This is a genomic window from Pseudomonas sp. ME-P-057 (genome assembly GCF_030208975.1).
Lineage (GTDB): Bacteria > Pseudomonadota > Gammaproteobacteria > Pseudomonadales > Pseudomonadaceae > Aquipseudomonas > Aquipseudomonas lutea.
Genome location: NZ_JARVSX010000034.1, coordinates 67,260 through 80,739, shown reverse-complemented (window position 1 = coordinate 80,739; position 13,480 = coordinate 67,260). Strand labels below are relative to the sequence as shown.

15 protein-coding genes are annotated in these 13,480 nt (G+C 61.8%); 8 read left to right on the top strand and 7 right to left on the bottom strand.

Translation table 11 applies throughout. The annotated features are described in order from the left end of the window. Nucleotides 1–199: 199 nt before the first annotated feature. From QRN48_RS18595 to QRN48_RS18585, 3 genes are all read right to left on the bottom strand, one after another. Nucleotides 200–553 carry a hypothetical protein gene (locus tag QRN48_RS18595; RefSeq protein ID WP_037011099.1) on the bottom strand — a complete coding sequence of 118 codons (354 nt, stop codon included), beginning with the start codon at nucleotides 551–553 and terminating at the stop codon, nucleotides 200–202. A 513-nt stretch (nucleotides 554–1,066) separates the two neighbouring features. Next, nucleotides 1,067–1,597, bottom strand: coding sequence for a GNAT family N-acetyltransferase (locus QRN48_RS18590; RefSeq protein WP_285352247.1), 531 nt, complete (start codon nucleotides 1,595–1,597; stop codon nucleotides 1,067–1,069). A 13-nt stretch (nucleotides 1,598–1,610) separates the two neighbouring features. Next, a complete protein-coding gene (locus tag QRN48_RS18585) occupies nucleotides 1,611–2,789 on the bottom strand; it encodes a GGDEF domain-containing protein (RefSeq protein WP_285352245.1) in 1,179 nt (392 codons plus the stop codon). Nucleotides 2,790–2,998: 209 nt separating this feature from the next. Here QRN48_RS18585 and souR point away from each other — a divergent pair, with 209 nt between their 5' ends. Together souR and greB are read left to right on the top strand one after the other, a co-directional pair. Continuing rightward, nucleotides 2,999–3,982 carry a transcriptional regulator SouR gene (gene souR / locus QRN48_RS18580; protein WP_502944634.1) on the top strand — a complete coding sequence of 328 codons (984 nt, stop codon included), beginning with the start codon at nucleotides 2,999–3,001 and terminating at the stop codon, nucleotides 3,980–3,982. Nucleotides 3,983–4,066: 84 nt separating this feature from the next. Then, nucleotides 4,067–4,549 carry a transcription elongation factor GreB gene (gene greB, locus QRN48_RS18575; RefSeq protein WP_285352241.1) on the top strand — a complete coding sequence of 161 codons (483 nt, stop codon included), beginning with the start codon at nucleotides 4,067–4,069 and terminating at the stop codon, nucleotides 4,547–4,549. A 78-nt stretch (nucleotides 4,550–4,627) separates the two neighbouring features. Here the strand turns inward: greB and QRN48_RS18570 are convergent, their stop codons facing one another. Both QRN48_RS18570 and QRN48_RS18565 read right to left on the bottom strand, forming a co-directional pair. Continuing rightward, nucleotides 4,628–7,141, bottom strand: a complete 2,514-nt coding sequence (locus QRN48_RS18570; protein WP_285352239.1) for an ABC transporter permease — start codon at nucleotides 7,139–7,141, stop codon at nucleotides 4,628–4,630. Continuing rightward, the gene (locus QRN48_RS18565) at nucleotides 7,141–7,824 is read right to left on the bottom strand and encodes an ABC transporter ATP-binding protein (RefSeq protein WP_037011087.1); all 684 of its coding nucleotides are present in this window, start codon (nucleotides 7,822–7,824) and stop codon (nucleotides 7,141–7,143) included. Before QRN48_RS18565 ends, QRN48_RS18570 begins: the two co-directional genes overlap by 1 nt. A gap of 10 nt (nucleotides 7,825–7,834) precedes the next feature. On the opposite strand from QRN48_RS18565, the gene QRN48_RS18560 reads away from it, so the two are divergent. From QRN48_RS18560 to QRN48_RS18545, 4 genes are all read left to right on the top strand, one after another. Then, complete coding sequence (locus QRN48_RS18560; protein WP_191943617.1) at nucleotides 7,835–8,440, top strand: arylesterase; 606 nt, start codon at nucleotides 7,835–7,837, stop codon at nucleotides 8,438–8,440. 140 nt (nucleotides 8,441–8,580) lie between these two features. Continuing rightward, nucleotides 8,581–9,015 (top strand): thiol-disulfide oxidoreductase DCC family protein, encoded by a 435-nt coding sequence (locus QRN48_RS18555; RefSeq protein WP_285352235.1) that lies wholly within the window; start codon nucleotides 8,581–8,583, stop codon nucleotides 9,013–9,015. A 71-nt stretch (nucleotides 9,016–9,086) separates the two neighbouring features. Next, entirely contained in the window at nucleotides 9,087–9,383 is a 297-nt protein-coding gene (locus QRN48_RS18550) for a hypothetical protein (RefSeq protein ID WP_285352233.1), read from the top strand. Between the two features lie 82 nt (nucleotides 9,384–9,465). After that, nucleotides 9,466–10,428 (top strand): L,D-transpeptidase family protein, encoded by a 963-nt coding sequence (locus QRN48_RS18545; protein ID WP_037011076.1) that lies wholly within the window; start codon nucleotides 9,466–9,468, stop codon nucleotides 10,426–10,428. 170 nt (nucleotides 10,429–10,598) lie between these two features. Here QRN48_RS18545 and oprI read toward each other — a convergent pair whose 3' ends face one another. Next, entirely contained in the window at nucleotides 10,599–10,850 is a 252-nt protein-coding gene (gene oprI / locus QRN48_RS18540) for an outer membrane lipoprotei OprI (protein ID WP_003199355.1), read from the bottom strand. A gap of 537 nt (nucleotides 10,851–11,387) precedes the next feature. Between oprI and QRN48_RS18535 the strand changes: the two genes are divergently transcribed. Beyond that, complete coding sequence (locus QRN48_RS18535) at nucleotides 11,388–11,669, top strand: GNAT family N-acetyltransferase (RefSeq protein WP_037011068.1); 282 nt, start codon at nucleotides 11,388–11,390, stop codon at nucleotides 11,667–11,669. A gap of 83 nt (nucleotides 11,670–11,752) precedes the next feature. Here QRN48_RS18535 and QRN48_RS18530 read toward each other — a convergent pair whose 3' ends face one another. Next, a complete protein-coding gene (locus QRN48_RS18530; protein WP_037011067.1) occupies nucleotides 11,753–12,829 on the bottom strand; it encodes a 3-deoxy-7-phosphoheptulonate synthase in 1,077 nt (358 codons plus the stop codon). 303 nt (nucleotides 12,830–13,132) lie between these two features. Between QRN48_RS18530 and QRN48_RS18525 the strand changes: the two genes are divergently transcribed. Beyond that, entirely contained in the window at nucleotides 13,133–13,468 is a 336-nt protein-coding gene (locus QRN48_RS18525; protein WP_191943616.1) for a YbbN family protein, read from the top strand. Nucleotides 13,469–13,480 lie beyond the last annotated feature (12 nt).

Here is a 13,480-nt window from a genome sequence, read left to right as displayed (position 1 = left end):
GGTGCGGTCAGTGGGACCGGCTTCAGCCGGGAAGAGGCCAGCCCGGACTGCCTGGATTTTTTCGTTGTTGCCACTGACGCTTTCCCGGCTAAAGCCGGTCCCACAGGTGAATGCTGTCAGTGGGACCGGCTCAGCCGGGAAGAGGCCAGCCCGGTCATTCTGGCTTCAGCCGGGACCCGTCATGCCGCGGGCTGCAAAATTACCAGCGGTCGTAGCCACGGCCGTGGTCGAAGCCCCTGCGGTAGCCGCCATCGTAATAGCCGCGCGGTGGCGGGGGTGCGAACCGACGATACTCAACGCGCTCGCGCACCGGCACATAAACCACACGCTGGTACTGCTGCTGATAACGCGGCGCATATTGTGGCTGCGGGCGGTAATCCTGGTAACGCTCGCGCCCGTGATGGTTCGACTGACTGATCACTGCCGCCAATACCGCGCCTACGGCCGCCCCGGCGATAACCGGAACAATCACGTTGCGTTCGCTGGCCGATGCGGTACCGGCCGCGGCGAGCAATCCGGACAGAATCAAGGCGTGGCTCATCTTCGACAACATGGTGTCTCCTCAGGCGGTATAGTGAATTCGCCATGGCCCTATGAAACACCGGATGCATGTAAAGCTGCGTCCGGGATTGGTAAAGGTTAGGTAAACCACGTGAGGTCCAGGAAGTGTTGCTCATGTTGCCGTTCAACCCGGCGTGTCGCCGATGACCAGGGGCAGCCTTGCCGAGGGACCGACCGCTCATCAGGCCGCGTCCCGGCAATCGAAACCCTGAACGCCAAAGTGGATCAACTGGGTAAGCAAGCGATGCAGAGGAAGACACAATGGTGACCGACGATCTCGTACGGTGGAACAGCCACTGGCGGTTATCAGACCACACAGTGTTATGCAGAACCTGCAAGGCCAAGCAACGCGAGTCCGAGCGCGAATCGACGTTTGAGCACCTACCCACTTGTGGCTACGCACGTGAGATGGCGCACCCGTGGGACGAGCTGGACGCCAGCTGTGCGGAGCACGCGGCGCACTAAGGCGCTGTGTCGGAAAGATCCGGTGCCGGACGCCTGCCGGCTATAACGCTTTCAGCGATGCTGCCGTCGCCTTGAACAACAAGCTCGGTGGCTGGCCGGGTACGTCGTCGAGTTCGCCACAGCGCTGCATGCCGATCTTTTCCAGGACCCGGGCCGAGGCGAGATTGGCGGGCCGCACGAAACCAAATACTTCGTCTAACCCTAACGTGACGAACGCGTGCCGCAACGCCGTTTCGCCTGTTTCCGTCGCAAACCCCTTGCCCCATGCCTCCACCGCAAACCGGTAGCCCAGGTTCATGCGCTGCTCCCCCAGATAATCGTGAAACGCGATTCCACCGAAACCGATTATGTGGTGAGGGGTGTCCTTGCGCGCGATAGCCCACCAGCCATAACCGTGAATGTTCCAATGGTCAGTCCAGCGGACGAGCAACGCCTGCGCCTGAGCTTCTTCGGTCATCGGGCCGGACGGGTTGAATTGCTGGGTTTGAGGGTCGCTGTAGATGGCATACAGCCGGGCAAGGTCGGCAGGCGTCGGGGCTCGGTAAGTCAAGCGCTCGCTGGTCAGGGGCATGGCGGGCAATCCTTCACTGGGTCGGCAGCGAACTGCTGTCATCGGCTCTCTGGTCTACCAGCCGAAGCCGATTGCGTCCACCCCGTTTCGATTCGTATAACGCTGAGTCGCTGCGCTCGATAAGCACGGCCAGGCTCGCGGGGGCCTCGCTGAACAGACTGGCGCCTATGCTCAGCGTGACCGCCTCGGGAGTGGCAAAGCGGTGTAACGCGGACGCCTGAAAAGCCTCGCGCAGCGCAGTGCTCCATGCCAGAACCCGCTCACTTGAAGTGTCGTCCAGCAGGATCACGAACTCATCGCCGCCCAGGCGCGCCGCAAGCGAGCCGTCCGGGAGGGTCGAGCGCATGAGCTCGCTCAGTGTGATCAGCAACTGATCGCCTGCCGAGTGTCCGTAGAGATCGTTGACCAGTTTGAAGTGGTCGATGTCCATGAGCAACAATGCTGCCGGCCGGGTATCCGTTACCTTGTCCAGCAGCCGCTGCCCGCGTGCTTCAAATTCCCGCCGATTGTAGAGCCCGGTCAGAGGATCGCGTGCTGCGAGCCTGGCGATATGTTTTTCCCGGCGATAACGCTCCGAGCCGGTCATCGACAGCGCAATCAGCATGATCGCCATTGCCCCTTCGACCAGCGATATTTGAATGATCTCTCCTCGAAAGGCTGCCAGATCAATCAGCGTGCCCGGCATGACGGCCGTCACTGCTTTAGCGAGATAAAACATGCCGTGGGCCAGCAAGATGTAGCGCAACTGCACGGCGCCGACGCTCAGAGACCTGCCATGCGGGCGCAACAGCCAACTGGCCTTGAGCATCAGCAGCGTGACCAGCAGGGAGTTGCTCACCAGCATCACCTTCGACCACCAGGGTTGATCCGGCAGCAGCAAAAGCCCGAGCCATAGCGCAAAGATCAGGTACCAGTTTTTCGACAGTGTTGTCTGGGTAAACCGCGCCACCCCCAACAGAAAGAGCCAGTGCGCAGTCACCAGCAAACCGTTGGCAAACCAGATACCGATGAGCAAAATGCCGCTGCCACGCAACAGCGCGAGGGTCGAGCCGATGGAGATGGTCGCAAAGCCCGCGCTCCAGAGCAGCAGCGAAGGCGCCTGCACCGCCCGCCATTCCATGCCCAGGTACAGCGCGGCGGCGGCTGCGAGGGCAATGGTCATCGTCAGCATCGTCATCGGATCGAGTGCCATGAAAGCAGCCTGGGTCAGTGAGCGGGTGGGTTGGGCCGGCAACTTCTCGCAGGGGATGGTTTTTTGCAGGCCGACCTGTATCGGCACGCCTGACTAAACTTTAATGCCAGCGCCGTTCCGCTAGAATTGCGCTGCCGCTTTTTAAGTCGAAGAGCGGCGGGCGCGAACGTGAGGCAGCAGTGATCGAACGGCGAGAATTCAGCGGTGGCATGAAGGGCAAGAACCTTCGCTATGTGGACGAGAACAAACGCGACCCGTCAACCCAGGCGCGCGCGGGCTTTATCTTGCTCGAGCACTTCTCGTTGCCAGCGTTCACCCAGACACTGGACACCCTCGTCACCGCCAATCTGCTGCGCCCCGGTCTGTTTGCATCGCGCACCTTTGGCTTGCGCGAAGGCGAAGTCGCCAGTGATCTGGGTCTGGTCATCCGGCCGGACGCGCGGCTGGAAGCCTCAGCGTTGAGGGAGCTGGATCTGTTGGTGATCTGCGGCGGATACCGCACCGAGCTCAAGGCCGATGAAGCGTTGAACACCCTGCTCACGATGGCCGCTGAACTTGGCGTTGCCCTCGCGGGGCTGTGGAACGGTGCCTGGTTTCTGGGGGCCGCTGGCGTGCTCGACGGCTATCGCTGCGCCATCCACCCCGAGCACCGCGCCGCCCTGGCCGAGGTGTGCAAGGTCAGTCAGGTCACCAGCGAAGCGTTTGTCATCGACCGTGATCGCCTCACTGCGTCAAGCCCGGCCGGGGCGTTCCACATGGCGCTGGAATGGATCAAAGGGCTGCATGACAAAGCGCTGGTCGAGGGCATCGAGGACATCTTGTCCTTCGAGGAATCACGCTATCGACGAATCAAACCGAGCCGACACCTGACCGTCAGCGCGCCGCTCAAAGAGGTGGTCAGGCTGATGGATGCCAATCTTGAAGAGCCCCTGGAACTGGAGCAACTCGCCGAATACGCCGGCCGCTCGCGTCGGCAGATCGAACGGCTGTTCAAGGAACAACTGGGCACCACCCCGCAGCGCTATTACCTGGAGTTGCGTATCACCGAGGCGCGGCGTTTGCTGCAGCACACCGAGTTGTCTCAAGTGGACGTTCTGGTGGCCTGCGGGTTTGTTTCGCCAAGCCATTTCAGCAAATGCTACAGCGCCTATTTTGGTTATCGACCGTCCAGGGAAGTACGCCTGGTCAAGTGAGCGTCGACTTGATTTGCCCGCCGCCAGGCCCAACCCTGTAGGCTTGCGCGAACGAGCCAGCCCGCCCGGACCGAGAAAGCATTGATGAGTGAAACCAGCACCAAAATAATCACCGTCGAGGGTCACGCAGCCCTCAAAAAGGAGCTCGATTACCTCTGGCGAGAACACCGGCCCGACATCACGCAAAAGGTGGCGTGGGCCGCTTCACTGGGTGATCGCAGTGAGAACGCCGACTATCAATACAACAAGAAACTGCTGCGCGAAATCGACCGGCGGGTGCGCTATTTGCGCAAGCGGCTGGAAGACATGCGCGTCGTGGCGTACTCGCCCGAGCAGGAGGGCCGGGTGTTTTTCGGCGCATGGGTTGAGGTCGAGGACGAAGAGGGCGAGACCAAGCGGTTTCGCATCGTCGGGTACGACGAGATTTACGGCCGGATGGACTACATCTCGATTGATTCGCCCATGGCGCGGGCGCTGCTGAAGAAAGAAGTGGGCGATGAAGTGTCAGTGCCCGTGCCGACCGGCAGCAAATTATGGTGGATCAACAAGATCGAATACCCGAAATAGCGGCTGCGATGCGCGCACCCGCCAGCTGACCCGGATGGGCGGCCCGGTCGCCGCCCACCCCAAGCCTGTCTGTGGATCTTACCCCTCGCGCAGCACTTGCAGCGGACTGGCATTCAGCGCCCGTCGCGTCCCGAACACCCCCGCGCCACCCACCAGCAACGCGCCAATCAGCGGCAACGTCAACAGCCAGACGTGGGGGTACCACTGCAGATTGAAGGCGTAGCGGTACAGGGCGAAGCTGACCAGTTCGCAGCCAATCGCCGCCAGCACACCGCTTACAGCGCCCAGCAACCCGAACTCGATGCGCCGCGCCTTGATCAACAGCTTGCGACTGGCGCCCAGCGCTCTGAGCAACGCGCCCTGGCGAATCCGCTCGTCCAGCGTCGCCTGCAGCCCGGAGAACAACACCGCCATCCCGGCTGCCAGTACGAACAACAGCACGTACTGCACCGCCATGGTCACTTGATCGAGGATGCTGCGCAGCTGTTCCAGAAGCGCCTCCACCTGCAGGATCGTTACCGCCGGGAAAGCCCGGGACAGCTCGACGATTTGCTGATCATTGCCCGGCGCCAGATAGAAACTGGTCAGGTACGTGGCAGGCACATCCTTCAGGGTGCCGGGCTGGAAGATCATGAAGAAGTTGGGCTGGAAGGTGTCCCAGTTGATGTCGCGCAGGCTTGTCACACGGACCTCGCGGGTCAACCCGCCGATCACGAAGCCAAGGGTGTCGCCCAGCTTCACGTGCAGGCTGTCGGCCAGTTTGGTTTCCACCGATACACCGGGAACGACGTCGCCGGCAGGGGGCTTGTCGGTGGTCCACCACTGGCCTGCCGTAATGCTGTTGCCTTCCGGCAGCGTTGCCGCCCATGTCAGGTTGAGGTCGCGCTGGGTCGCGTTTTCGCCCCGCGAGTCCTTGGTGACGAATTTGCTCACCGGTTCGCCGTTAATGGTCATCAGACGCCCGGGAATCATCGGGTATAACGGCGCGCTGTGTGTCGAGAGCTGGCCCATACGCTCGGCGAAACGGTCTTTGTCGTTGGGCAGGATGTTCAAGGCGAAGTAGTTGGGCGCGTCTTTGGGCAACTGATTCTGCCAGGTGTCGAGCAGCTCGCCACGCAACAGCGCAATCAGCCCCATGGCCAGCAGGATCAGGCCAAACGCCAGCGATTGACCCGCAGCGGCCATCGGGTGGCGCAGCAATTGACCCAGGCCCAGACGCCACGGCAAGGATGCTCCGGCCAGCAACCTTCGCAGGCTTTTCAAGGCCAGCAGCAACACGCCGCCCAGCAGCAACGCCGCGATTACGCCGCCGCCCAGCAGGGCGAACGTCAGCACCAGGTCGAGGCTCAACCGCCACATGATCAGCCCCAGCGCGAAGAGCGCCGCACCGTACACCAGCCAGGTGCTGGCGGGTATCGGCAACATGTCCCGACGCAGCACCCGCAGCGGTGGCACGCGCCCCAACGCTGCCAGCGGCGGCAGTGCAAAGCCGGCCAACGCAACGAGCCCGGTGCCGATACCCGCTACCGCAGGCAGCCAGCCACCCGGCGGCACCGCGGCCGGCAGCAGGTTTTCCAGCAGATGAAACAGGCCCAGCTGGGCAAACCAGCCGAGCAGGGCACCCGCCGCGCTGGCGGCCACGCCGAGCATGGCCAGCTGCAGACTGAACAGAACCAGTGCTTCGTTGCGCGACAGCCCCAGACAACGCAGGAGCGCACTGGCATCGAATCGGCGCACCGCAAAACGCGCCGCCGACAAGGCTACGGCGACACCCGCCAGCAGCACCGCGACCAGACTGGCCATGTTCAGATAACGCTCGGCTTTGCCCAGCGCACCGCCGATCTGCTGATTGCCGTCGCGGGCGTCGTCGATTTTCTGGTTCGGCGCCAGCCCCGGTTCGACAGTTTTGCGGTAGGCAGCCAGATCCTGCGGTGTGCCGCGCCACAAATCTCTGTAGGAAACCCGGCTACCAGGCTGCACGACCTTGGTGGCCTCAAGGTCGGCCATGTTGATCATCACCCGCGGCGTGAGGCTATAGAAATTGCCCGCACGGTCCGGCTCGTAGGTCAGCACCCGGGTGAGCTTCAAGGTTCTGGAGCCGACGTCGATGCTGTCGCCCACCTTGAGATTCAGCGCGACAAGGATCCGCGCCTCTGCCCAGGCTTCGCCGGGCCCTGGCTCACCGCCCGTCGTTTCGCTTTCATACGGTGCCGGGGCGCTCTTCAACTCGCCGCGCAAGGGGTACGCCGCATCAACGGCTTTGACGCTGGCCAGCTGGATGCCGTTATCGGTGGCCACCACGCTGGAGAAAATGACGATCCTGGAATGGTCCAGTTTCAGCGCCTTGCCGGCGTCGATCTGTTCGGGCGTCGCTGGCGTCGAGCCGCCGAGGATGAGGTCAGCCCCCAGAAATTCGGTCGCGCGCAGCAGCATCGCGCTGTTGAGCCGTGCGCCGAAGTAACCGATTGCGGTGCTGGCAGCCACCGCCACCACCAGCGCGAAGAACAGCACGCGCAGTTCGCCGGCGCGGGCGTCGCGCATCAGCTGGCGCGCGGCGAGACTGAGCAGACGTGAAAAGGGCAGGCGTGCCATCAAGGCTCCATGGGGGCGACCAGTCGGCCACCTTCAAGACGGATCAGGCGTCGGCAGCGGTGTGCCAGGCGCTCATCGTGGGTGACCAGCACCAGGGTGGTATTGCGCTCTTTATTGAGTTCAAACAGCAGGTCGCTGATGCGCTCGCCGGTGTGACTGTCGAGATTGCCGGTGGGCTCATCGGCGAACAGCACGTCCGGGTCGGCGGCAAAAGCCCGGGCGATGGCCACCCGTTGCTGCTCGCCGCCCGACAGCTGGCGCGGCGTATGGGTCAGGCGTTGACCCAGTCCCACCCGCTCCAGCAGGTGCCGTGCCTGATCGCGGGCGTCTTTGCGGCCCTCAAGCTCCATCGGCAGCATGACGTTTTCCAGCGCGTTCAGGCTGTCGAGCAGCTGGAAGGACTGAAATACAAACCCAACGTGCTCGGCGCGAACCCGGGCCCGCTGATCCTCGTCCAGCTCGCTGAGATTGCGGCCCGACAGGATCACCGAGCCGGCGCTCGGCAGGTCGAGACCGGCCAGCAAACCGAGCAGGGTGGATTTGCCCGAGCCCGACGCGCCGACGATGGCCAGTGTGTCGCCCTTGTTTAGTTCCAGGGAGAGTTCGTGCAGGATGGTCAAGTCACCTTCGGTGCTTGGGACCACTTTGCTGAGGTTCCGAGCACTGAGAATACTTTCGCTCATGGAGAATCCGATGCGTGCGTGGTTTTTAAGTGCTGGCCTGGGTTTGCTGCTGGTGTCTCAAGGCGCGATGGCGGGCACGGTGCTGATCGTTGGCGATAGTATCAGCGCGGCTTTCGGCCTGGATACCCGGGTTGGCTGGGTCAGCCTGCTGGAGCAGCGCCTGGCAGAGGAAGGTTTCAAGGAAAAGGTCATCAATGCGTCGGTCAGCGGCGACACCAGCGCAGGCGGCCAGGCGCGGCTGCCGGCGCTGCTGGCCGAGCACAAACCTGATCTGGTGGTCCTCGAACTGGGCGGCAATGACGGCCTGCGCGGCCAGCCCCCGGCGCAATTGCAACAAAACCTTACCGACATGGTTGAGCAGTCCAAGGCGGCGGGGGCCAAGGTGCTCTTGCTGGGCATGAAAATCCCGCCGAACTACGGTGAGCGCTACACCACGGCATTCGCGGCGGTGTACCCGAAAGTCGCCGAAGCCACCGATGCGGCATTGGTGCCTTTCATGCTGGAAGGTGTGGGCGGCAGGCCTGACATGACGCAAAACGATGGAATCCACCCTAACGTCCAGGCGCAGCCTTATTTGCTGGATAACGTCTGGCCGGTGCTCAAGCCTTTGCTTTGACTGCGGCGTTGCGAGGTGGCCGGGCTGGGCATTGTCCTGATCGCCGGATATTCGGGCCTGGTGACAGAGAACGGGTCAGCGCCATTGTCAGTCTGTGAGTAAGCGCCTATGGTGGGTGAAACCTATACAGGATGCAGACGATGTACAAGAAAGAGCAGTGGCCTTTGACGCTGTATTTCGACGGTGACTGCCCCCTTTGCGCGCGTGAGATCAAGGTCCTGCGCTCGCACGCGTCGCCAGGGCGGTTGCAGTTCGTCGATATTGACGAAGAGGGCTTCGATGCCGCTGCGCTGGGGTTTAGCATTGAGCAGATGCACGACGCCCTGCATGCCAGGTTCGCAGACGGCACCTGGGTCACGGGCCTCGACGCTACGCTCTGGAGTTGGCGCGCAGCCGGCCTGGGCGCATGGGCTGCGCCGCTGTCATGGCGGCCGCTCAGACCGTTGCTGAACCTCGGTTATAGATTGTTCTGCCGCTGGCGTCCGCATCTGGCGTGGTTGCCTCATCCGGACGGCAGTCGTCGATGCCGCGACGGCAGTTGCCCGGTTTCTCCGCCTTCAGACCAAAACCGTTGATTTAAAGGCCTGCAGGCCTTTTCCAGACGGGGGCTTTCGGCTAATGTGGCGCCCCCGATCTGGAGCCCCCGATGCCGCGCCGTCCTGCCTGGTCCCTTTATGCCTATCAACTGATCGAGCCTGACGAACAGCTCGACCTGTTTGCGTGCCAGGAAATCCTTGTGCATCTGGTCGCTCGCCAGCTCGAACTGGCAGGCTCGGCCGACCGGACATTGTGCGGCACCCTGCTGCCCGCGCAGCCGCGCTGGTCAGCCGTGGAGCAGACGGTTTATCAGGACGAGCGGCTGTGCCCGCTATGCCGGGCCATCATCGACGCCCAGCGACGTGGCTGGCACCCGATCTGGCCGGAGCTGGAAGCCGGCGTTTAAGGCGCGCGAGCACTCCCTGAGGCGCAGGCGTGCGTGTACAATCGCGCTCAATCAAGCCTCCCGTCTACCAAGGATCCTCCGGATGTTGTCGCGCATTCCAGCTTTCGCCCGCTGTCTGTCGTTCGCTGCGCTGTGCGCGGCCGGCCCCGCCTCCGCACTGGAGTTTCCGCTGCCGCCGCCCGGTGAGGACATCATTGGTCAGGTGCAAACCGTGACCGCCAAATACGAAGACACCTTTGCTGACCTGGCCACCCGCTACGATCTGGGCTACCTGGAAATGATCGCCGCCAACCCCGGCGTCGATGCATGGCTGCCGGGTGCAGGCACCCAGGTGGTGTTGCCGACGCGCTTCATTTTGCCGCCGGGCCCGCGCGAAGGGATCGTCATCAACCTCGCCGAGTACCGTTTGTACTACTACCCGAAAGGCCGAAACGTGGTGTACACCTTCCCGCTGGGCATCGGCCGCGAAGGTTGGGGCTCGCCAATTTCCACGACCAAAGTGACGGCCAAGACCCCTAACCCGACCTGGACGCCGCCCGCGTCGGTCAAGGCCGAGCACGCGGCCGACGGTGACATCCTGCCCAACGTGGTGCCGGCAGGGCCTGACAACCCTCTGGGCCCGTTCAAATTCGGCCTCGGCTTGCCGGGCTACCTGATCCACGGCTCGAACAAGAAGTTCGGCATCGGCATGCGCACCAGCCATGGCTGCTTCCGCATGTACAACAACAACGTGCTTGAAATGGCCGACATGGTGCCGGTGGGCACTACTGTGCGCATCATGAGCGAGCCCTATAAGTTCGGCGTCAGCGGCGGCAAGGTCTTCCTCGAAGCGCACACGCCCCTCGATGAAAGCGGCAACCCTTCTGTGGTCGACAAGCACACGGCGGTCATCAACGCCTTGCTCAAGCGTGAAGACCTGGCCAACAGCCTGCGAATCAACTGGGATGAGGTGCGGGACGTGGTAGCGGCCGAAGACGGCATGCCGGTAGAGATCGCCGTGCCGACCGCGCCGGTGGTCAATGAAGCACCGCTGACGCTGCAATAACGGCGCGCTGTCTCACGCCGCCGATGCCCGCCCATCCTGTTTTGATAGCGCAGGAGGGCGGGTTTTTTATTGCCTGGCAACCGGGCCTTCGCGAGGCGAGGGGCGCAAACTGCGGGCAATAAAAAGCCGATCCGTACACGGATCGGCTTATCAATAACCCCGAGGGATTATTACTTACGGCTAGCCTTGTCCAACATGCGCAGAGCGCGCTCGTTGGCTTCGTCAGCAGTTTGCTGAGCTTTTTGAGCAGCAGCCAGAGCTTCATCAGCCTTGCGGTAGGCTTCATCGGCACGCGCTTGCGAACGAGCGGCTGCGTCTTCAGTTGCAGTCAGACGGGCTTCGGTTTCTTTGGATGCGCTGCTGCAACCGGTAGCCAGAACTGCGGCCAGGGCCAGAGCAGAGAATTTCAGAACGTTGTTCATCGTGTTCCCCTTAAAGGACTTCTATCAAATTAGTCATCTCTCGAAAGTGAGAAAATGACCGGCGTACATAGTACTCATTGTTTGTAGTAAGTAAACGGACCGAGTGCAAGATCTGCCTAAAATTCTTTGCTTTGAAGGTGTTCCGTGCAACTCCTCACGCTTTTTATCCGCACGAAGCAGCCTGCCTGATGAAGGCATCCCCAAGGGGGTGAAACACTGATCAAGTAACTCAACTACAAGCGTCGCGTCTCAATGGACATTGGCCGGCGACGACAGGTTCCGCATGGGTTGCGGTCAGATGTGCGGCAGCGCAATTAACAGTTCATTCACTTGAGCCTGTTCGCAGAAGGGGCCTACTATTTGCCTGTGCTGATATTCAAGAACATCGGTCTGCTTCGCGGTGTCCAAACGGCACAGGGCGGCGTAATCAGGCCCAGTCTTGCAGCCCGATAAACGACACGGGGTCTGTAGAGGTTCCTTCGCCGGGAAAATGTCGATAAGGTAGGGGTCCAATTCCAAGACCCGCGAGGAGTAGCGATGAGCGAGGCGTTGTCCATCCACCATGACGAGACCGGTCACCAGTTCGAAGTGAACATTGACGGTCATCGTGCCTATCTGACTTACATGGACCTGGGTAAACAGACCCTGGACATTTACCGTACGTTCGTTCCCAACGAATTGCGCGGGCGGGGGATAGCAGCAGCCTTGACCGAAGTGGCGCTCAACTATGCCGATGACATCGGCTATACCGTGATCCCTTCGTGCTCTTATGTAGAGCGCTATATGGAGCGCAACCAGCGGCAGGCGGCCAAGATTTAACCGCGCCGCTTTTCATACGGTAAGCTCCACACAATAAAACGCCGAGCATTTGCTCGGCGTTGTCATTTCTGCAGTCAGCCCGTTTAGCCGCGTTTACGGCCGGGCAGCACGTCCTTGAGTTTGGCGTGCATGCTGCGCAGGGTTTTCTCGGTGCTTTCCCAATCGATGCATGCATCGGTGATGGACACGCCGTACTGCAAATCGGCGAGGTCTTTGGGAATGGCCTGACAGCCCCAGTTCAAATGACTCTCGACCATCAGCCCGATGATCGATTCGTTGCCTTCGAGAATCTGGTTGGCGACGTTTTCCATCACCAGCGGCTGCAGCGCCGGGTCTTTGTTGGAGTTGGCGTGGCTGCAATCGACCATGATGTTCGGCTTGATCTTCGCCTTGTTCAGCGCCTGCTCGCACAGAGCAACGCTGACCGAGTCGTAGTTGGGCTTGCCGTTGCCGCCGCGCAATACGACATGGCCGTAAGCGTTGCCCTTGGTGGTGACGATGGACACGCCGCCTTCCTGGTTGATACCCAGGAAGCGATGCGGGCTCGACACTGATTGCAGGGCATTGATCGCGACCGTCAGGCCACCGTCGGTGCCGTTCTTGAAGCCGACGGCCGAAGACAGGCCCGACGCCATTTCGCGGTGGGTCTGGGATTCGGTGGTGCGCGCGCCGATGGCCGACCAGCTGATGAGGTCTTGCAGATACTGCGGCGAGATAGGGTCGAGCGCCTCAGTGGCGGTCGGCAGGCCTTTTTCGGCCAGATCGCGCAGCAGTTGACGGCCGATGTGCAAGCCATCCTGAATCTTGAAGGAGTCGTCCAGGTACGGGTCGTTGATCAGGCCTTTCCAGCCCACGGTGGTGCGCGGTTTTTCGAAGTACACGCGCATGACCAGATACAGCGTATCGGACACTTCGGCGGCCAGCGCCTTGAGGCGGTCGGCGTATTCGTGGGCGGCCTTGAGGTCGTGGATCGAGCACGGCCCGATCACGATGAACAGGCGGTGATCCTTGCCGTCGAGAATGTTGCGGATGACTTCGCGACCTTGGCTGACCGTGGCCTGGGCGGCAGGGGTCAGCGGGATTTCGCGTTTCAGCTGATCCGGGGTGATCAGTGTCTCGTTGGAGGCAACGTTGAGGTCGTCAATCGGTAAATCAGCCATCGTGTTACTCATCAGGTCGCGGATGCTGGCCGCCAGCGTCCCCGTGCGGCGGAGCCGAGCATGATTGAGCGCAACGGGGGAGCGGAACCTTAGCGCGTTAGCCCATCCTTCGACAATGGGTAAGCGTGGCTTTCGTCCAACAGTTGCGGCATTGTCTGACCTGTTTCGGGCGGCGCAATCGCACGTCGGGTGGTCTCGCCTCACGCCGCTCGCGATGTCAAAGCGCTATTCACAGCAAAGCCGGTCCTGCCAGAACCGGCGGCGGGCATACAATCAGCCGCACATCATTCAGAGGAGAAGCGCGTGGATCAACTGCAATTGACGGACTTCGACCTCGACCAGCAACTGCTGGCGCTGCCGGGCGTGTCACTGCTGATTTTCACCAGCCTGGGCTGCTCCAGTTGCCGCTGGGCCCGCCATCATCTGCCGGAGCAATCGATCCCTGTGGATCGTCTGTGCTGGATCGACGCCGAGGAAAATGGCGGCGCGGTGCAGCGTTATGGCGTTTTTCACCTGCCGGCGATGTTCGTGGTGCGGGACGGCGCATTCTTCGGCCCGCTGCGCACGCAAATATCCGCCGAGGCGATCACCGCCGGGCTGGCGGTCGCATTGGCCACTGCGCCAGACGAACTTCCCTGAATCGGAGCAAAC